18 protein-coding genes and 1 pseudogene are annotated in these 16,884 nt (G+C 48.7%); 12 read left to right on the forward strand and 7 right to left on the reverse strand.

The features are described 5' to 3' along the window. Window positions 1–8 precede the first annotated feature (8 nt). The 4 genes from L6H65_RS06120 to rpmG are packed head-to-tail and all read left to right on the forward strand — an operon-like array spanning window position 9 to window position 3,523. Complete coding sequence (locus tag L6H65_RS06120; RefSeq protein WP_236339615.1) at window positions 9–1,040, forward strand: FecCD family ABC transporter permease; 1,032 nt, start codon at window positions 9–11, stop codon at window positions 1,038–1,040. Next, window positions 1,033–2,094 (forward strand): FecCD family ABC transporter permease, encoded by a 1,062-nt coding sequence (locus L6H65_RS06125; RefSeq protein WP_236339616.1) that lies wholly within the window; start codon window positions 1,033–1,035, stop codon window positions 2,092–2,094. The genes L6H65_RS06120 and L6H65_RS06125 overlap by 8 nt, the downstream gene beginning before the upstream one ends. 34 nt (window positions 2,095–2,128) lie before the next feature. Continuing rightward, entirely contained in the window at window positions 2,129–3,358 is a 1,230-nt protein-coding gene (locus L6H65_RS06130) for an MFS transporter (protein ID WP_290370320.1), read from the forward strand. 15 nt (window positions 3,359–3,373) lie between these two features. After that, a complete protein-coding gene (gene rpmG / locus L6H65_RS06135) occupies window positions 3,374–3,523 on the forward strand; it encodes a 50S ribosomal protein L33 (RefSeq protein WP_236339618.1) in 150 nt (49 codons plus the stop codon). Window positions 3,524–3,589: 66 nt separating this feature from the next. On the opposite strand, the gene L6H65_RS06140 is transcribed toward rpmG, so the two are convergent. Continuing rightward, complete coding sequence (locus L6H65_RS06140; RefSeq protein WP_236339702.1) at window positions 3,590–4,294, reverse strand: class I SAM-dependent methyltransferase; 705 nt, start codon at window positions 4,292–4,294, stop codon at window positions 3,590–3,592. 69 nt (window positions 4,295–4,363) lie between these two features. After that, window positions 4,364–4,714, reverse strand: a pseudogene (locus tag L6H65_RS26540) (HAD family hydrolase); the annotation flags it as partial. Window positions 4,715–5,026: 312 nt separating this feature from the next. On the opposite strand from L6H65_RS26540, the gene pyrH reads away from it, so the two are divergent. Next, the gene (gene pyrH, locus L6H65_RS06150) at window positions 5,027–5,764 is read left to right on the forward strand and encodes a UMP kinase (protein ID WP_236339619.1); all 738 of its coding nucleotides are present in this window, start codon (window positions 5,027–5,029) and stop codon (window positions 5,762–5,764) included. A gap of 526 nt (window positions 5,765–6,290) precedes the next feature. Here pyrH and L6H65_RS06155 read toward each other — a convergent pair. After that, on the reverse strand, window positions 6,291–7,025 hold the full coding sequence (locus L6H65_RS06155) for a class I SAM-dependent methyltransferase (RefSeq protein ID WP_236339620.1): 735 nt from the start codon (window positions 7,023–7,025) through the stop codon (window positions 6,291–6,293). A gap of 220 nt (window positions 7,026–7,245) precedes the next feature. Here L6H65_RS06155 and L6H65_RS06160 point away from each other — a divergent pair, with 220 nt between their 5' ends. Further along, window positions 7,246–7,668, forward strand: a complete 423-nt coding sequence (locus tag L6H65_RS06160) for an EamA family transporter (RefSeq protein WP_236339621.1) — start codon at window positions 7,246–7,248, stop codon at window positions 7,666–7,668. A gap of 14 nt (window positions 7,669–7,682) precedes the next feature. Further along, window positions 7,683–7,904 (forward strand): EamA family transporter, encoded by a 222-nt coding sequence (locus tag L6H65_RS06165; protein WP_236339622.1) that lies wholly within the window; start codon window positions 7,683–7,685, stop codon window positions 7,902–7,904. Between the two features lie 89 nt (window positions 7,905–7,993). On the opposite strand, the gene L6H65_RS06170 is transcribed toward L6H65_RS06165, so the two are convergent. Then, a complete protein-coding gene (locus L6H65_RS06170; protein WP_236339623.1) occupies window positions 7,994–8,443 on the reverse strand; it encodes a hypothetical protein in 450 nt (149 codons plus the stop codon). Window positions 8,444–8,585: 142 nt separating this feature from the next. Here L6H65_RS06170 and L6H65_RS06175 point away from each other — a divergent pair, with 142 nt between their 5' ends. From L6H65_RS06175 to L6H65_RS06185, 3 genes are all read left to right on the forward strand, one after another. Continuing rightward, window positions 8,586–8,999 (forward strand): Lrp/AsnC family transcriptional regulator, encoded by a 414-nt coding sequence (locus tag L6H65_RS06175; RefSeq protein ID WP_236339624.1) that lies wholly within the window; start codon window positions 8,586–8,588, stop codon window positions 8,997–8,999. 133 nt (window positions 9,000–9,132) lie between these two features. After that, the gene (locus tag L6H65_RS06180; protein WP_236339625.1) at window positions 9,133–9,888 is read left to right on the forward strand and encodes a class I SAM-dependent methyltransferase; all 756 of its coding nucleotides are present in this window, start codon (window positions 9,133–9,135) and stop codon (window positions 9,886–9,888) included. Window positions 9,889–10,149: 261 nt separating this feature from the next. Next, window positions 10,150–11,667: a GNAT family N-acetyltransferase gene (locus tag L6H65_RS06185; protein WP_236339626.1), complete on the forward strand. Its 1,518-nt coding sequence runs from the start codon at window positions 10,150–10,152 to the stop codon at window positions 11,665–11,667. A 531-nt stretch (window positions 11,668–12,198) separates the two neighbouring features. Here L6H65_RS06185 and L6H65_RS06190 read toward each other — a convergent pair. The 3 genes from L6H65_RS06190 to L6H65_RS06200 all read right to left on the reverse strand — a co-directional run bounded on the left by L6H65_RS06190 (window position 12,199) and on the right by L6H65_RS06200 (window position 14,523). Then, on the reverse strand, window positions 12,199–13,509 hold the full coding sequence (locus L6H65_RS06190; RefSeq protein ID WP_236339627.1) for a DUF5050 domain-containing protein: 1,311 nt from the start codon (window positions 13,507–13,509) through the stop codon (window positions 12,199–12,201). 128 nt (window positions 13,510–13,637) lie between these two features. Beyond that, a complete protein-coding gene (locus L6H65_RS06195) occupies window positions 13,638–14,180 on the reverse strand; it encodes a DUF2812 domain-containing protein (RefSeq protein ID WP_236339628.1) in 543 nt (180 codons plus the stop codon). Further along, window positions 14,173–14,523, reverse strand: a complete 351-nt coding sequence (locus tag L6H65_RS06200) for a PadR family transcriptional regulator (protein ID WP_236339629.1) — start codon at window positions 14,521–14,523, stop codon at window positions 14,173–14,175. Before L6H65_RS06200 ends, L6H65_RS06195 begins: the two co-directional genes overlap by 8 nt. 302 nt (window positions 14,524–14,825) lie before the next feature. Between L6H65_RS06200 and L6H65_RS06205 the strand changes: the two genes are divergently transcribed. Further along, window positions 14,826–15,893 (forward strand): sulfonate ABC transporter substrate-binding protein, encoded by a 1,068-nt coding sequence (locus tag L6H65_RS06205; RefSeq protein WP_236339630.1) that lies wholly within the window; start codon window positions 14,826–14,828, stop codon window positions 15,891–15,893. Window positions 15,894–15,928: 35 nt separating this feature from the next. Beyond that, window positions 15,929–16,711: an aliphatic sulfonate ABC transporter permease SsuC gene (gene ssuC, locus L6H65_RS06210; protein ID WP_236339631.1), complete on the forward strand. Its 783-nt coding sequence runs from the start codon at window positions 15,929–15,931 to the stop codon at window positions 16,709–16,711. Window positions 16,712–16,884: the final 173 nt, after the last annotated feature.

Genomic DNA, 16,884 nt, shown 5'->3' on the forward strand with positions numbered 1-16,884 from the left:
GCGTTATTATGCCTGACCATCACCGTTCTTTATCTGCTGGGAGAAGAAGCATTCTTCTTCCGGTTCTTCTTATGGTCCTGTTATTAGCTGCTATCTTCGCAATCGGAATCAAAACCGGCGCACCTGCCATGACTTGGCGGGAATTATATATGATTCTAACTGCTGGCGGTGGAGATGAGCTTGCTCGTGTCGTTGTATTGGAAATCCGCCTGCCCCGTATCCTGCTGGCGCTGCTGGTCGGAGCCATGCTTGGGACTGCTGGAACCATGCTGCAAGGCGGCATGAACAATCAACTGGCAGGTCCGGAGCTGCTGGGCGTCTCATCCGGAGCTTCATTGGGAATGGCTGTTATTACCGTGCTTCATATTCCGATCCCGTTCGAGCTCCATCCGGTCATAGCACTGCTTGGAGGACTGTTGGGCGGCTTCATGGTCATACTTGCTGCCAGAGGCAGCCGTGGAATTGTCGGCATGCTGATGATCGGGATGTCAGTGTCAGCTATTCTAAGCGGACTGCTAATTATATTGATTGCGATGGGCACTAGCAATGATGTTCAGCTCCTGTATACGTATCTGCTTGGATCACTAGCTAATCGGACATGGGATCATGTCATCCGTATCCTCCCATGGGCAGTTGTTGCACTTCCGATTGCCTTCACCTTTGCCAGTAAGCTTAATCTGCTTCAGTTGGGCGATGACGCTGCATCCGGCTTGGGAGTAAAGGCTGAGCGGACTCGCATTCTTATTCTAATCGTGTCTACCTTGCTTGTGGCGATTACGGTAGCACAATGCGGGCCGATCGGTTATATTGCGCTGCTTGCGCCCCATGTAACCCGAATTGCTCTGCATACGCTTGATACGCGGCTGGTTCTTCCATTTTCAGCTCTCTGTGGAGGCATCCTGCTGGCCGCAGCGGATACAGTCGCACGGTTATTGCTGTATCCTGTAGAAATTCCGGTCGGCATATGGACGACATTGCTGGGCGGCTCCCTGTTCCTATTCTTCTTATTGAAGCGGCGCGGGGGTGGGCAGCGTGTATAAAGGTCTGTCAATGGGCAATAGCGGCCAAGCGCGCAGATTCCTCCTGACAATTGTTTTGCTGATGGCGGTACTTGCTGTTCTGATCGTGCTTCATATCGCGTTAGGCAAGGTCATGCTGACTCCAATGGAAGTGATTCATGCATTGTTCAATCACAATAGCGATGAAGGCTATCGCCATATCGTCTTCAATTTGCGGCTGCCGCGCGTGCTCATCGCAATTACGGCAGGACTGATGCTTGGAACAGCAGGAGCGATTCTGCAGGTGATGCTGCGTAATCCGCTAGTTGAGCCGGGACTGATCGGCGCTTCGGCGGGCAGCGTTCTTTGCGCAGTGCTGTGGATAACCTATGGATCGCAGGCGATGGCATTATCTCCAGAAGCATTGCCCTTCGCTGCTCTTGGGGGAGGGATATGTGCAGTTGTCGCGGTGTATATGATTAACGGCAGCAGAGGAGGGGAGGGAGCAGGTCTGGCGCTCACCGGCATCATTGTAACAGCGATTCTACAAGCCGGGACTTCTCTTATACTGCTCAAAAACCAGCAGGGGCTGACTGCTGTATTCCTTTGGAACTTCGGTTCATTGAACGGCCGGGTCTGGACCCAATGGAACATGCTGTGGCCTTGGGCGATTGTCTGCCTTCCGCTGGCAATGGCATTCGCGCGCCGGGCAGGTGCCCTGCAGCTTGGGGACAGCGTTGCGACAGGTATCGGACTAGCCATCCAACGGACCCGGCTTATACTGCTCATTATCGCTGCTGCGCTTACCGCTGCGACAGTATCCGTCATAGGAGCGATAGGATTCATCGGCTTGATCGGGCCTCATATCGCGAAGCTGCTGGTAGGAAGAAACACCGTCTACTTATTTCCGACAAGCGCGCTGTTATCCTCCGTTTTGCTGGTAGGGGCCGACTGGGTCGGACAAAGTATTACGTTCAAGCTGCCCATACCTGGAATGGAGAATCATCTCACCAATCTGCCAGTCGGTGCAGTTACTACATTGATGGGGGCGCCATTCTTTCTTTATCTGCTGCGCAAAACGGTTATCAAAAAATAGAGGTGCTGCAATTATAGGCCATCATCAAGCGTTGTTGTGGAAGAATCGTTCGTTTCAAAAATTTTATCTCTTCAATTTATTATCCTATTTCGGTTCTGGAATGACCATGGTCGCCCTGCCGCTGTACGTCTATAAGCTTACGGAATCGCCCATGTATACATCACTGGTCGCAGTATTTACCGGGCTGCCTTACTTTCTATTCGGTTTATTTGCAGGAGCGATGGCGGATCGTGGCAATCGGAAGCTGATTATGATAGGCTGCAGTCTGTTCAGTGGTCTGCTGCTGGCGACAATTCCTGCGGCTGCAATGATGGGACAGGTATCGGTGTTTCATTTGCTCGCTGTGGGTCTTCTGGTATCGACCGCCTTTGTATGGTTCGATGCTGCAAGCCATAACATGCTGTTCCAGCTTATCGGACGCGAGCGGCTGGTTGCGGCTAACAGCCTGTTAAGCTCCACGGATACGATCATAAGAATTGGAAGCCCGGTTATAGCCGGGTATATTATTTATCAGTTTGGTCCCCAATGGGCGATCGGCATCGATGCGCTATGTTATTGCGTTGCAGCGCTGTTGATCTTTTCGCTAACAGGTTCTTACCGATCGGAGCCCTCTGTTACTAACCAGTCCCTGCTCCGCAGACTCGCAGGGGATATCAAGGAGGGTCTGGGCTTTATCTGGTCGGAGCCGCTTGTTCGCAGCCTGACCGTTCTAGGCTTTGGCAATAGCTTTATTGGCGGTGCCGTCACCGGTTTGATTGTTGTGTTCGGTGTTCAAGTACTGGGCATTGCGAAATCCGCCCCGGCGATGAGTCTGCTATTCACATGCGGCTCGCTCGGAGCGCTTGCGGCAAGTCTTATTCTTCCGCAGCTGCGCAAACGATTCAAGCCGGGGAGAATTACAATAGCCGGACTTGTCATTAACGCAGCTTCTTTGGCGGGAGTGGCCTTTGGCGGCTCGCTTGCGATAGTTTGCGCCTTTTATATCCTATGGAATTTGGCTAATTTCCTGGTCATTGTGAACGGGATAACACTTCGCCAGCAGCTTACGCCTGACCATCTGCAGGGAAGAGTGCATGCAAGCGGCAGAATGATCGCATGGGGCGGGTATCCCTTCGGATCTTTGCTGGGGGGAATAGCCGCGACGGCATTTGGGGTGCAAGCAGTATATATCGTGTTTGCCCTTCTGATGGCCCTACTGTTTGTTCTTGCGCGGCTGACCCCGCTGTACCGATATGAGCTAGAGCTGCCGGGTCGTCACGATTGATGAGGAGGTGAAGGAATGAGAGTAGTCGTAACACTTGCTTGTACGGAGACAGGAGATCGCAATTATACGACAAGCAAGAACAAGCGGACGCAAACCGGACGTCTGGAATTGCGCAAGTACAGCCCGCGCCTCAAGAAATATACCCTGCATCGGGAAACTCGATAATAAATAATCAAATAAGCCGAGCGGATGCGCTCGGCTTCCCCCTTAAACCGGAACAATGCCCTTCCCTTACTTGATTTTCTTAACAACTAAAGTAATACAATCGCTGCTTAGCAATACAGGCTTGCCATCTCTGCTTATTTCGAATTCCAACGGTTTAACGATGCTCGTAATTCGTTCCCAGTCGGAGTCGGAGTAGGAGTGGTCTAATATCGACCAAGCCTGCTCTGTTGTCAAATTGATCTCGATTAATGGTTCCAGGCTTTCGTTTGTTGTCAAGTCTGTCTCCCTCACGTTCGTGTTGATGATGAGGCAATTTACCCCGTTGTTCTTCGTTCCGATTGCCATATCGCTGAGAACCTTATCCAACTTTTCTATCGAACGAACATGCTCAAGGCTGGAAACAGCAACGATTATATCAAAGTGATCAGGTGCAATGCAGTACTCCTCGATATCGCTCTTAACAGGAGTGATGATATCTTCAACATTGTTTTCTTTGCTGTAAACCTTTAATTTTGCCAAAGCGGAATCTAACAGATCAACGCAAATAATTTGCCCCTTCTTGTTCCGCACAATTTCGGCCATCGGAATGCTATTTCTTCCGACACCACAGCCTAAATCGAGTACTGCTAGTTCATTCTTACCCTCGAAGCGGGAAAATAGATCCATAACCGTTTTAACCGGCTTATGCAACCAGGAACCTTCTGCAAACAATTGATTATTCTCGTAGCAGTGTTCATGGTACTTCTTCTCTTCCTCACGGATGTAATCGATCCTATCCTGTGCAGCGCCATAGACGAGGTCTGGGCAAGTAGATAACCAGCGGCCCCCGTAAGTACACAGCCCAGCAGCTTTAGCCGCAAGAATATCCGCATGGCTGTCACTGATAAATACAGCACTCGACTGATCCAAGCCCAATAGATGCAACGCTATATTCAGACCCTCGGGGTCTGGTTTAGCCTTATCAACGTCATCATCTGTAATAGCAATGTCAAAGAGGTCTGGTAAATGTAAAGTCTCGAATGCCAGCTGAAATGCGTGCTTGCTTTTTCCAGTTAAGATCCCAATTTTCATACCGTGTGCCTTTAAAAAATGAAGTGAATCTACAATCCCCTTATTGTTCTGGAATGTATCATAATGGCCTTTGTCAGCAAGTGTTCCGTCAAAATCCAATAATACAGCCTTAATTGACATGCAGATACTCCCTTTCTTTAAGGATTTCCGTGCGCCTCTTCCTTTTTATTGGTTTATCGTATCAATTAATGTAAATTTAAACAATAGCGCACGCAATGCGGAGTATTGTTCAAATTACGCAGCACAGGCAGTTGTATTTCGCGTTCAATAAGTATAGAATAAGATGACAAAAAAATTATGGAAGGAGTGGGAATATGAGGTGGAAACGGGAGATTGACATTCAATCGACTTTCACAATTTCATATTTTCATTCCATTGGGACACTAAAGCAATCATTGCTTTAGTGTTTTTTATTTTACGGAGGTGTGCGTATTGATCAGGTACAAGAGGGTCCTTATTAAACTAAGTGGCGGAGCAGTTGCGGGCAGCACGGAATTTGGTTTTGAGCCGGAAAGACTGAATTACATTGCCAACGAAATTATGTCCGTTGTGAATCTGGGTGTCGAGGTGTCATTAGTTATTGGCGGGGGCAATATATTCCGTGGCAATATGGGGGAAAGCTGGGGAATAGAGAGAGCGGAAGCCGACAACATCGGCACGCTGGCAACGGTTATTAATAGCTTGATGCTCCGTGGAGTTCTCAAAGCGAAGACAGGCAAAGAGGTGCGTGTCATGACAGCACTGCCTGTTACATCCGTTGCCGAGCCGTATATCAGACTAAGGGCAGCGCATCACTTGGAAAAGGGGTACATTGTAATCTTTGCTGGTGGCAACGGGCAGCCTTATGTTACAACAGACTATCCCTCGGTGCAAAGGGCGATTGAAGTTAATTGCGAGGCGCTGTTAGTTGCCAAACAAGGCGTTGATGGCGTTCTTAATGCAGATCCCAAGCACGACAACGGTGCACGAAAATTCAAGGCCCTTCATTACAACGATGTTCTGCAGCATAATTTAAAGGTAATGGATCAGTCAGCTTTCATCTTGGCCAGAGACTACAATCTGCCCATGCATGTGTTCAACTTCGACAGGCCGGGCTCGATGAGAGAGATTTGCCAAGGGGCAAATAACGGAACGATCATTAGTCGTGAATCTGTTCTGGAATTGGAGTAACCTTGAATGGGAAGTGCGTGTCTCAGATTTCAAGTCCAGCGGACTCAAAATGACTCACTGGTGCTCTGCCTATCGGTAGACTTGTAATGTTATGAGGCGCAGCTCATAGAGAGCCGACCGGTCCTTGATGTGTTCTTGAAGTGGTTGGAAGATCAGCAGCTTTGCGTCGGCATTTAACTGCTAAAGTACCTCTCCTGCATCCAATATAGCTGCCCAGATTCGGAATAACTGCAATAATACATCAACTATTACCAGAAACCAGCATATTCCGTAATTTGTTGCTTTTTTGCTGCACTATTGCAGGTAAGAAGCTTGAAATGGTCCATTCTGGTCATGTTACCTGTATTTTTGCAGTAACGTAGATGAAAGCAGCGATTGGAGCGGAATATTGTAGCGGACGCCGCAAAAAAAGAAGCTGCTCAAAAGTTCGCACTTGAGACAGCTTCCTCATTTAGATTCGTATAAATCCAGGCTCCACATGTGTGGAGCTAGTCACATCAAAGCATTCAATTCGCTGCCCGCCCCGCTATTCTTTCTCAGCAGCAATAATCAAGAACATCGGTCTTCGATTCTCATCGTTCATCAGGGGATCGCTCTTCAGCATTTCATCGGATGGCATCGTCTCTTTAACAGCCCTTAATGCAAAGCCGGCTCCAATCAAATCATTGATGTAGGTGGAGATTGTACGATGGTATTTCATCACATCTGCTGTCAAGAAGGCTGTTTCCCGCATTCCTTCTGACTGATAGTGATCTACCGGCCAGTGCAGACGGTTTCCTTGATCATCGTAATGCCAATCCTGCTCATGGCGGGAGGTGAATATAGGGTGCTCGACAGAGAAAATAAAGGTGCCGCCTTGTCTCAGACAATGATGCACCTTCCTGCTAATGGCTTCGAAGGATTCGATATAGTGGAAGGCCAACGAGCTGATAACGACATCAAATTGCTGCTGTGAGAAATGGATGTCCTCAATTGGCATTTGCAAATATGAAATTGCAGGATCGTCTGTTTGCTGACGCGCCTTTTGAAGCATTTTTGCAGATATATCAACGCCTACTACTGAGCTTGCCTGCTGTTCTCGGGCATACCGGCAATGCCAGCCGAAGCCGCAGCCCAGATCCAGCACGTTCTTATTGCGCAGCTCCGGCAGCAATGACCGGAACACATGCCATTCTCCCGCAGCAGCAAGTCCGCCAATTGAACGGGGCATTTGCTCATAGGCAGAAAAGAAGTTGGAATCATCATATTTGTTTTGTTTCATTAGATACAACATCTCCTATACAACTGCTCGAACTTTTTCAATACGATACCAGTATTTGCTCTAAACATTGTACCAATGCGATGGCCTCAACGCCACCGGATGCGGCAAACCTCGCAATAATTGTCGAAGACAAACAGGAATAGGGTGCTGATACAATGCAGTTGCAAAATAAATTAAAGGCGTCACAGAGTCCCTTTGTGCTGATGCCGATTTACTGCTAATGTGGGGTTCGCTTGCGGCTGTAAGCAAACTGCTGCTGAATCATTTAGACAGCTATCAGGTTTTATTTTATATGTACGGACTAGGGGCGGCTGTGTTTGTTATCATTATGTGCTTCAAAGCGTCCCTGACCGAGCTAGTAACTTGGAGGGCATCGGAGCTTACTTTGTTGCTCTTATGCGGCATTCTCGGCTTTCTCTATGATTTCTTTTATTTGAAATCCCTTGGGCTTATTCCTGCAGTGGAAGCGTCGATGCTTAACTACTTATTTCCGATCTTCATTGTTATATTTGCTGTTCCCATCCATAAAGAAAAGCTGGACCGTTATAAGATCGCTTCCATTGCGATGGGCCTAATGGGGACTGTTCTTCTTATGACTTTATACTGCCTGGCATGGTGGATTTCTACGGTGTTCTTTGGTTAAGCATGAGCAATATCATGCTTGGATTCTTTCTATATTTTCGAGCTTTGAAATATTCACCGGCTTCTATAATCGCCAGCTTCACCTTCTTCACCCCGTTTGTTACCCTGATCTTTATTATGCTGCTGTTGGGAGAGAAGCTGACTGCCCTGGACGGCGTCGCAGCGCTGCTCATTCTACTAAGCTTGCCTGTTCAACGAATAGGCAATCGTTCTCTGTCGAAGAGGCGCTCAGAATGAAAGCAGCCTTCATCGTTGCGGATGAAAGCTGCTGCTGCTGTTTGTCGTATGAATTGTCGTATAAGGAAACGAACGATTGGAGGCGGCGGCTATTCCTTCTGCTCCACACTTAATTCTTTAGATACGCCGAAGCTTTCCGTGTGATTGTTCTCAGCTAACACAAGTTTGATCGCATACGTACCAGGTTCCACTATTTGTAAAGGAAATGGAGCAGCATCCTTGATCGGGCCTAGCAATTTGCCGTCCAAATAAACATGGATATGTCCTTCTCCATCGACGGGTTCTCCTCCATAATGCTCGCTGGACAGCTTCAAGTCAGTAACGGCCTTAATATAAAATGTGCCCTTTTCTTCATAAGCGGTCGCATCAAGCGAATACGCTGCTTCCCCAGCAGGAGGGGTGCTGGCAGGCTGCACAGCAGGGTCCGATTGTGCAGCATGCTGATTATGAGATGGATCACTTGCCGTGTTATTCCCGCATCCAATCATGATGATGCAAAGTACCGATAGTGACAATACAACGAGCTGCTTCTTTATCACTTGTCCAACCATCTCCTTTAGGCAATAATTGTATCTGAGGGATATCCTCTAGTCATTATTCTAACGCGCGAGTTCACCTGCTTACATGCATTCATCAAAGAGTTTTCCTGATATGACTTAATCCGTGAAAGGATGGAATGAAGTGCTGGACCACATTGACATGGAAATCATACGCTGCTTGCAAAATAACTCAAGAATGCAGTGGAAACAAATCGGAGAGATCGTTCATATGTCCGGGGTAGCTGTCGCCAACCGCATTCAGCGATTGGAGGAGCTCGGGGTTATTGAGGGATATACAGTCCGTTTAAATGAGAAATTGTTAGGCAATATCTTCTGTATTTTCGTTATCGTGATGATAAAGGACTACAAGCATACGAAATTTCAAGAATTCATTCAGGAGCATGATGAAATCAAAGAGGCTCACCGTGTCAGTGGGGAGCCGTGTTTTATTCTCAAAGTACAAGTGCCTGATCACAACCGACTTTCCAAGCTTCTGGACGATATCCTATTCTTCGGCAATTATAAAATCAATATATCCATCGGCCAGTATAAGTAATCGGAGACTGCGAATTAAATAGATGTGTCGAACACTATTCACAAGCCCATATTCGTTGTAAAATGAATCATATAGTTCTGTCTGATAAAATGAAGTTCCATTCAATGAAACTCATTTATGGGAGGGATTCGTTTTGAACAGTAAAGAACGATTTTCGAACCGGGTCGATACATACGTAAAGTACCGCCCGACTTATCCGAGTGAAGCGATTGATTATTTGTACGATGTTGTCGGACTGCGCATGCATGGTGAAGTGGCGGATATCGGTGCAGGAACGGGCATTTTCTCTGAATTGCTTGTGCAGCGCGGGAGCCATGTGACAGCGGTCGAGCCGAATCAGGAGATGCGGGAGGCTGCCGTGCAGAAGCTTGGGGGGAAGCCGAATTTTCGCGCCATGTCCGGGTCAGCCGAGGCAACGGGGTTGCCGGATCACTCCGTAGATTTAATTGTTTGTGCGCAAGCGTTCCACTGGTTCGACCGTCCGGCGGCGCAAGCGGAATTCAGACGTATTCTGAAGGCGGGCGGGAAGGTTGTTTTGATATGGAATTCACGGCTTACGCACGGAACCCCGTTTCGGGAGGATTATGACCGATTGCTTCATACTTTCGGGACCGACTACCACAAGGTGAATCATAAGAACATTTCGCCTGAGGCGCTGGCCACCTTCTTCAAGGCAGGGGAGATGCACGAAGTGCGGTTCACGAATGGACAAGCATTTGATTTTGAAGGGCTGAGCGGCCGGCTGCTCTCCTCATCCTACAGCCCAGAACCCGGGGATCATAACTACGAGCCTATGATACAGGAGCTGCGGAGTCTGTTCGACCGGAATAAGCAGGACGGGAAAGTGTCGTTTGACTATGAGACGGAGCTGTTCTGGGGCGAGATTTAGTTTACAAAAACATAATTAACCTATAAAATAGTGGAAGATTATTGTTGGAAGGGGAATTCATACTTTATGCCAGTTTCTTTGTAATGGACTCAGAGAGCATCGGAAATTCTCGTTATTTACGTTAACGGGATACGTGCGTCTTCTTGACCCATCTCAAGGAACTTCAAGCAAAGTATGTGATCGATACTTGCGGAGTGCCCTTATTGGGGCACTCCTTTATTTGCATCGCCCTATCCAAAATAATCCACGAGGTGTTTGATAATGAGTAATCAGTTTACGATAGATGCAGCTTCCATTAGATTAAGAAGATTCTCGCAGCATGATTATGACGCGCTTTATGAGCTTACAAGGCAACCGGAAATTACAGACCTTCTACCGGATTGGCGCATGACGGAGGAGCAGCTCACGGAGTTTCTCAGCTTTATCATAACAAGCTATGAGAAGTTTGATCCTGAGGATGTTCGAGTTTTACTGGCCGTTGAGCATAAGGAGGAGGCGCGGCTTATTGGATGGTGCGGCGTATTCCCGAACGATATGCTGGACCCGTCAGTCAGAGAGGTGGCCTACGCCATCTCCAACAATTACCGCAATCGGGGTTATACGACGAGCGCAGTTCGTGCGCTGGTTTCATACCTGTTGGAGAACACGGAGCTCCATCAGATCGTTGCGATTGCCAAACTCTGCAACCCTGCTTCACGCAGAGTGCTGGAGAAAGCGGGCTTCCGCCACATTCATCAGGTCAAGCTATCGGATCAGGATAACTACGATTATTTCGAGATACGAAGCAGGGAGTGCGGTACAATGGCTCGCGCTGACATGCTGGATATTCGCAGAGCAGCGGTTGATGATGCGGAGGTGTTAATGGAGATTGCAGTAAGAGCATTTGATGCAGAGATGACCAAATGGCTTCAAGAGGGAGAAACGCCTGACAGCAATCTGCGCCCGCCAAGCTATGATTCGATAGCAATGCACAGCTACACGATTCGGGAAATGTTCAGCTATGTTATCGTATTCGAGGGACGAACGATCGGCGGGGCCAGCATCAATTATGCGGGGAGAAGACATGCGAGACTGGATAAAATATTTATAGACCCGATCTATCAGGGACGAGGGATTGGCTCGAAGGTCATGTTCCTCCTTGAAGGCGAGTTTCCTCTTGTTGAAGTGTGGAAGCTGGAAACCTCCGGCAGACAGGTCAGCAATCATCATTTCTATGAAAAGGCGGGCTTCACACGAACGTATGAGTCAGAGTCGGAATTCGGTTACGAGAAACGCAGGAAGGCGGTCAGTTCCACCACATCGGATAAAATAGAAACCAAGCAGATTGAGATGGTTCAATCCAGAATTGTGAAGCAGAACCTTTCGCATGCGGAGTTTGAGGAATGCTCCATGCAGGAGATCGATTATTATGGCATCCATATGGAGCATTGCCGGTACAGTAACAGCAGCTTGCGGGGCAGCCAGTTTACCGATTGCAATATGAGCGATGTCAAATTTACGAATATCAATTTCACCCATGCTCTTCTGGCTGATCTGAGGTTAAGCAATAGTGAGATTGGACTTGTTTCCTTGGACGGCGTCCACTTCCACGATACGAATCTAGGGGCAGAGAGGAATCCTATTCTCTTCGAACGATGTGATTTAAGCGGCAGTCAAATTCGCAGCTGCAATCTTTCGAACGTCAATATTCAACTATGCGAGATGTCGGGGATGCGTATCAATGACATACCGATTGAAGAGCTGTTGACGGCGTACTATAGAAGGGCAGCCAAACGATAGAAGGCTCCGCCCAGATTGCAAATATATGTTAGGGTTTCGCTGCTCCAACCTCTTGCTTGCATCTTCGTTGCTGCATAAATACATATGATTGGACTAGAAAGCGCTATTTCAAGCCAATTACGTGCAAAAGTGCAGCAAAAAAGCAGAGAAGTACCATATACGCTGGGGTTTGGCGATATCTGATGTATTTTTGCAGGTACTCCGTCTGCGCGAAGCTCTATTGGATGCAGGAGATGTACTTTTGCAGGTATGTACGATTGATAGCAGGGATGGTGGAGTTTGCAACTCATTCATATCCATCGGATTTTCTCAACAGCCTGAATATTGCAGGTATATGGGGAGTGGGAGTAGTTTCTTAAGATGGGTGACGTATTCGACGTCATGAGAGTTTTTGTTGGAATCTGCGAGTGAGTCAGTCCCTAATAATGAGCAAAGACGCCGCCAAAGCCACTATGCAAGTGGGATTGGCGGCGTCTTTGCGTATACAAATTCGGATGCGGCAGCCGCATCCTCTTCTCTGAGCGGGCTGTGTTAACCCTTGGCAACTAGCAGGATGTAGGATACCGCTTCGTTCGTGAGCTTGAGCGTCGTCTTGCCGTCAAAGCCCATGCGGTAGAGGGAGCCGCTGTCCGCTTTATTAATATAGAAGATACCATTGATATCGGCCTCATAGTAGGATATATCCCACAAAACACCCTCCATCTTTTTGAGCGTGGAGTCAGGTCTGACGATATAAGAGCTGTCCTCTGTGAACAATATAGTGGCCTGCACTTGGCCATTCTTCATCAGGTTGCTGACACTGACTACGTCCTTAACAGGGAGTGTCTTCGTGCCCGTTACTTTATTGTTGGCAACTGTGCTGACAAAGGCTTTGCCCGCGTCATTGAGATAGACGTATTTATTTTTATCCACGGCAGCAATGTCGGTCACACTGCTCTTGCTCAAATCGATTCTTGCACCGCTCTTCTGGATCAGAACGCCCTTGCCCTTCGTATAGTCGAAGTTATGCTCGGCATCGAGAAGAATGCCTTTGTTGTATAGAAAACTGCCATCGCCCGCCCATGAGCCGGAATCTACCGCATTGGCTTCGATCGGACTTTTGGCATTGACCGCTGTAGCCTTGCCGCCCTTCTTCGGAAGCGTGTAGAGCACCATGCAGTTGGTGGAGTAGCTTTGTTCCTCCGGTTTGGTATTGATCATGAGAGTAAGATGCGTACTGTCGGTGCGCGCGTAGTAAATATCTTCAATTGCGCCTGCTGCTATCCACTGCAGCTCTCCGCGTCCGTCAGCGGATCTCGAAGCAACCCATGTTGCACGGCCGTTGCGAATAGCGTTGTAGTAGACCCTTCCTTCCACAATTTTGAAGCCTGGAAATTCGGTGTCTGCCTTATCTACGACCAGCTTGGCTTCCTTGTAGCTTTTGGCGGTAGAGGGAGCGCGGTAGAGATTGCCCTTATCATTCATGAAATAAATATAATCGCCATGTGTTTCATAATACACGATTGTCATATCGCCACTGAAGGCAGACTCGCTCGGGCTCTCGTCTGTCGTCGATAAACGCAGCAGAGCTGAGGAGTTATTGTCGCTTTGGTAGTAGATGGAGCTTCCGGCAGCCTTGAGATCATAGCCGTCGAAATCCGCTTGGATTTTTTTCGCAGGCGACCCGTCAGTCCGAATACGATACAAGTCATCATTATGGAGATAATAGACGACAGCAACTTCCTTGGCATTGGCTGCTGCCCCTTCAACCTGATAGCCTTCCGCTCCTACTCCGGTCAATACAAGCGCAAGAATGAATAGCGATACTACGATTCGTTTCATAGAGGCTTGGATGATGTTCATTGAGAAATTCCCTTCTATATTGGATGATATTCAATACCATACAATATATCGGAAAATTTAGGAATACAATTAGATGCGATTTTATATGAATAATTGCCCTGCCGCTCGTGCCTGCAATCGCGGAAGCTCTACGATTTTACTCGTTTCAGTCGAATGAAGGCAACTGTAAAGGTCATGAGAATCGGTACACTGACAATTAAACTTAGCGCGCCTGCTGTTATGAGGATGTTCTCCAGAAGGGTGGTCTCTCCGGCAGATTGGAGCAAGGCGTACAGAGCAAACATGATCAATGTGAAGAGGGGAGCAGCAAGGAACGGCTTCATCAGCCTTACCAGATGCGCGTATTTCTCCACCTTCGTGTCGGTATCAGTGTATATCGGCTTAGTGCCAACGGGTGCGGAGAAAATATGGATGCGTTCCTCTGAACATATATGTGTCCAGCCGCTGGCTTCGAATATGTCGCAATAATCTGCCCGATCGCTATCGCTTACTTTGTTGTAATCTACGGCATATGTTAATTGCTGAGGCTCGCTCCTTCGCACATAATAGCCTAGAAAAGCAAAGGATTCGAGAATCCAGCCCTCGGCAGCGAGCCGGCTTAATTTGTTCATGTCCCGTTGTTCTGAGAAGGCAAGTCCGCCTGATAGAATGAATCGTCTGTTGTTAACCATGATATCCTTCCTCCTTCGCTGATTGCAGCGCTTGATGGCCGTGATCGGCCATTGTGCGTCTGCGTTCCATTTCTTTGTCCACTATGCGCTTGCCGATAGCTGTAATGCTGTACGTCTTGCGCCGGTCATTGTCTTCCTTGTCCGCCAGCACGATATACTGGTTATCCTGGAGCTTCTTGATCAAGGTATAGGCTGTCGCTGGACCGATTACAACCTCGCCCTCGGTCAGCTTCTCGATATAGCTCATAATGCCATAGCCATGTCTGGGGACGAGCAGGGACAGCAGTATATAATAGGCTGCGTCTGTAAGCTGTTCGGAATCGAACGTATTGTTTCTGGACAAGCGCGATCACCCCCAATTGGTATATCCATTCTTGTTATATCCGAAATAGATATATCTATAATGGATATATTACAGCGAAGTAATTCCCGTTGTCAATATGGTTCTAGAGTTGGACTGTCGAGATTAATTTTAATTCACAGTTGACGGGTAGGAATAGTTGGTATATGATGTTGATATTAGTAAAAAAAAGAAGACCTGCCGGTCTACCGGAGGTTTCCTGACCAGTACCTTCACGATGGAGGATTGGATCCAAGGAAACCTCCTTCTTTATTTTGCACACATATTATTAGGGGGACACATTCATGGGAACAAGAAAAGCAGGCAAAAGCATAACGGTAATATCCGTTGTTATATTAAGCATCGTATTGGTGCTGTCGGCTTGCTCGTCGAAGAATGGCAATAACGAATCTGCTGGGGGCTCATCATCAGCGCAGGGCAACACGAGCGGGGCGGGTGCGGACAATGCAAAATCGCCGGAATCCGGGAAAGCTGCGGAGGAGGAGCCGAAAGAGAGCAAGGAGCTTCGTTTCGGCTATCAGAAGTACGGTACGGTTAACATTTTGAAGGCGCAAGGGCATTTGGACAAAAGGCTGGAGGCGGAGGGCTACAAAATAACATGGACCGAATTTCCCGGTGGCCCGCAGCTGCTGGAGGCTCTGAATGTCGGCAGTATTGATGTCGGTCATACGGGGGAAGCACCGCCGATTTTCGCGCAAGCTGCTGGCGCTCCGCTCGTCTACTTGGGTCATGAGCCGGCGAGCCCGGGCAGTGAGGGCATTCTTGTGCCGAAGGATTCGAAGATCGGGTCTGTAGCAGATTTGAAGGGCAAGAAGATCGCTTTGAACAAAGGCTCCAATGTTCATTACTTGCTCGTCAAGGCGCTGGAGCAGGCCGGTGTCGCTTATGAGGATGTCGAAACCGTATTTCTGAAGCCGGGCGATGCCAGAGTTGCATTCGATAATGGCAACGTCGATGCATGGGTGATTTGGGACCCGTTCCTTGCGGCTGCTCAGACCGCGACAGGGGCGAAGCTGCTGCTGGACGGCAAGGACCTCGTGGCCAATCATGAGTTCTATCTGGCATCGCGCTCCTTCGCTGAAGGGAATGGGGCAGCGATCGATTCCGTGCTTGATGAGCTGAACAAAGTCGATGCGTGGGCCAAGGCGAATCAGAAGGAAGTCGCGGCACTATTGTCTCCGCAGCTAAACATCGACATTCCTTCACTGGAGCTGGCCTCCGGCAGGCGTGAATACGGCTTGCTGCCGATTGATGATTCCATTATTAGCGCGCAGCAGCAAATTGCGGACACCTTCTTCAAGCTTGGCCTGATTCCGACGGAAATTCAGGTTAAGGACGCAGTGATCAAATAACGAAACGTTCGGGTGGAGAGAGTGAGGCATACGTCATGAGTAGAAGAGTGAAGTGGAAGCAGAATGGATTCTCGCTGGGGCTGCAGTGGCTCATTCCTGTTTTTATCGTCGTTGTTTGGCAGTGGTTCGGAAGCCTGGGATGGATCTCGAATCGGGTGCTGCCGACGCCGTTGTCAACGCTTGAGGCAGGTGTGAAGCTTATCCGCAATGGCGAGCTGTTCGGATATATCGGCGACAGTACGCGTCGGGCATTGATCGGGTTTGCGATTGGCGGCAGCATTGGATTCGTATTGGGCTTCCTGAATGGGATCGTATCGCTCTCCGAGAAGCTGACGGATACAAGCATTCAGATGATCCGCAATATCCCGCATCTTGCACTTATTCCGCTTGTTATCGCCTGGTTCGGTATCGGTGAGGAGGCCAAAATATTCCTGGTCGCGCTCGGTGTCGCTTTCCCCGTCTATCTGAACACCCATCATGGCATTCGGTCTGTCGATCCCGCTCTGATCGAGATGGGTCGGACGTACGGACTGAAGGGCTTTGCGCTGTTCCGCAGCATTATTCTGCCCGGAGCGCTTCCGGCGATTCTGGTCGGAATCCGCTTCGCGCTGGGTATTATGTGGATTACGCTTATCGTGGCGGAGACGATTTCCTCAGACTCGGGTATTGGTTACATGGCGATGAACGCTCGTGAGTTCATGCAGTTGGACGTTGTCGTTCTCAGCATTCTGCTGTATGCCCTGCTAGGCAAATTATCTGACTGGTTAGCCAAACTGATGGAGAGGAGCTGGCTGAAATGGCATCCCCAATACCGATAAGCGACGATATTGAAGTACCCCGCTCGGAGAGGCCGGGACATGTTCGGCAGAGAGCTGGCGAGGCTACCCAAGCCGTGGAATCGGAAGGGCAGGCAGGTTCAGAAGCTGCGGGATCGGGAGGGACGACAACTTCAGAAGCTAAGAAATCGGATGGAACGTCGGCCTCAGAAGCC

The organism is Paenibacillus plantiphilus, assembly GCF_927798095.1.
GTDB lineage: Bacteria > Bacillota > Bacilli > Paenibacillales > Paenibacillaceae > Paenibacillus_Z > Paenibacillus_Z plantiphilus.

Excerpts from the sequence above, each read along its gene's own strand:
- L6H65_RS06165 (WP_236339622.1), top strand. The coding sequence starts at position 7,683 with ATGCTTGGATTCTTTCTATATTTTCGAGCTTTGAAATATTCACCGGCT.
- L6H65_RS06190 (WP_236339627.1), bottom strand. The coding sequence starts at position 13,509 with ATGAACATCATCCAAGCCTCTATGAAACGAATCGTAGTATCGCTATTC.
- L6H65_RS06155 (WP_236339620.1), bottom strand. The coding sequence starts at position 7,025 with ATGAAACAAAACAAATATGATGATTCCAACTTCTTTTCTGCCTATGAG.
- L6H65_RS06160 (WP_236339621.1), top strand. The coding sequence starts at position 7,246 with ATGTGGGGTTCGCTTGCGGCTGTAAGCAAACTGCTGCTGAATCATTTA.
- L6H65_RS06120 (WP_236339615.1), top strand. The coding sequence starts at position 9 with ATGCCTGACCATCACCGTTCTTTATCTGCTGGGAGAAGAAGCATTCTT.
- L6H65_RS06205 (WP_236339630.1), top strand. The coding sequence starts at position 14,826 with ATGGGAACAAGAAAAGCAGGCAAAAGCATAACGGTAATATCCGTTGTT.
- L6H65_RS06185 (WP_236339626.1), top strand. The coding sequence starts at position 10,150 with ATGAGTAATCAGTTTACGATAGATGCAGCTTCCATTAGATTAAGAAGA.
- ssuC (WP_236339631.1), top strand. The coding sequence starts at position 15,929 with ATGAGTAGAAGAGTGAAGTGGAAGCAGAATGGATTCTCGCTGGGGCTG.
- rpmG (WP_236339618.1), top strand. The coding sequence starts at position 3,374 with ATGAGAGTAGTCGTAACACTTGCTTGTACGGAGACAGGAGATCGCAAT.
- L6H65_RS06195 (WP_236339628.1), bottom strand. The coding sequence starts at position 14,180 with ATGGTTAACAACAGACGATTCATTCTATCAGGCGGACTTGCCTTCTCA.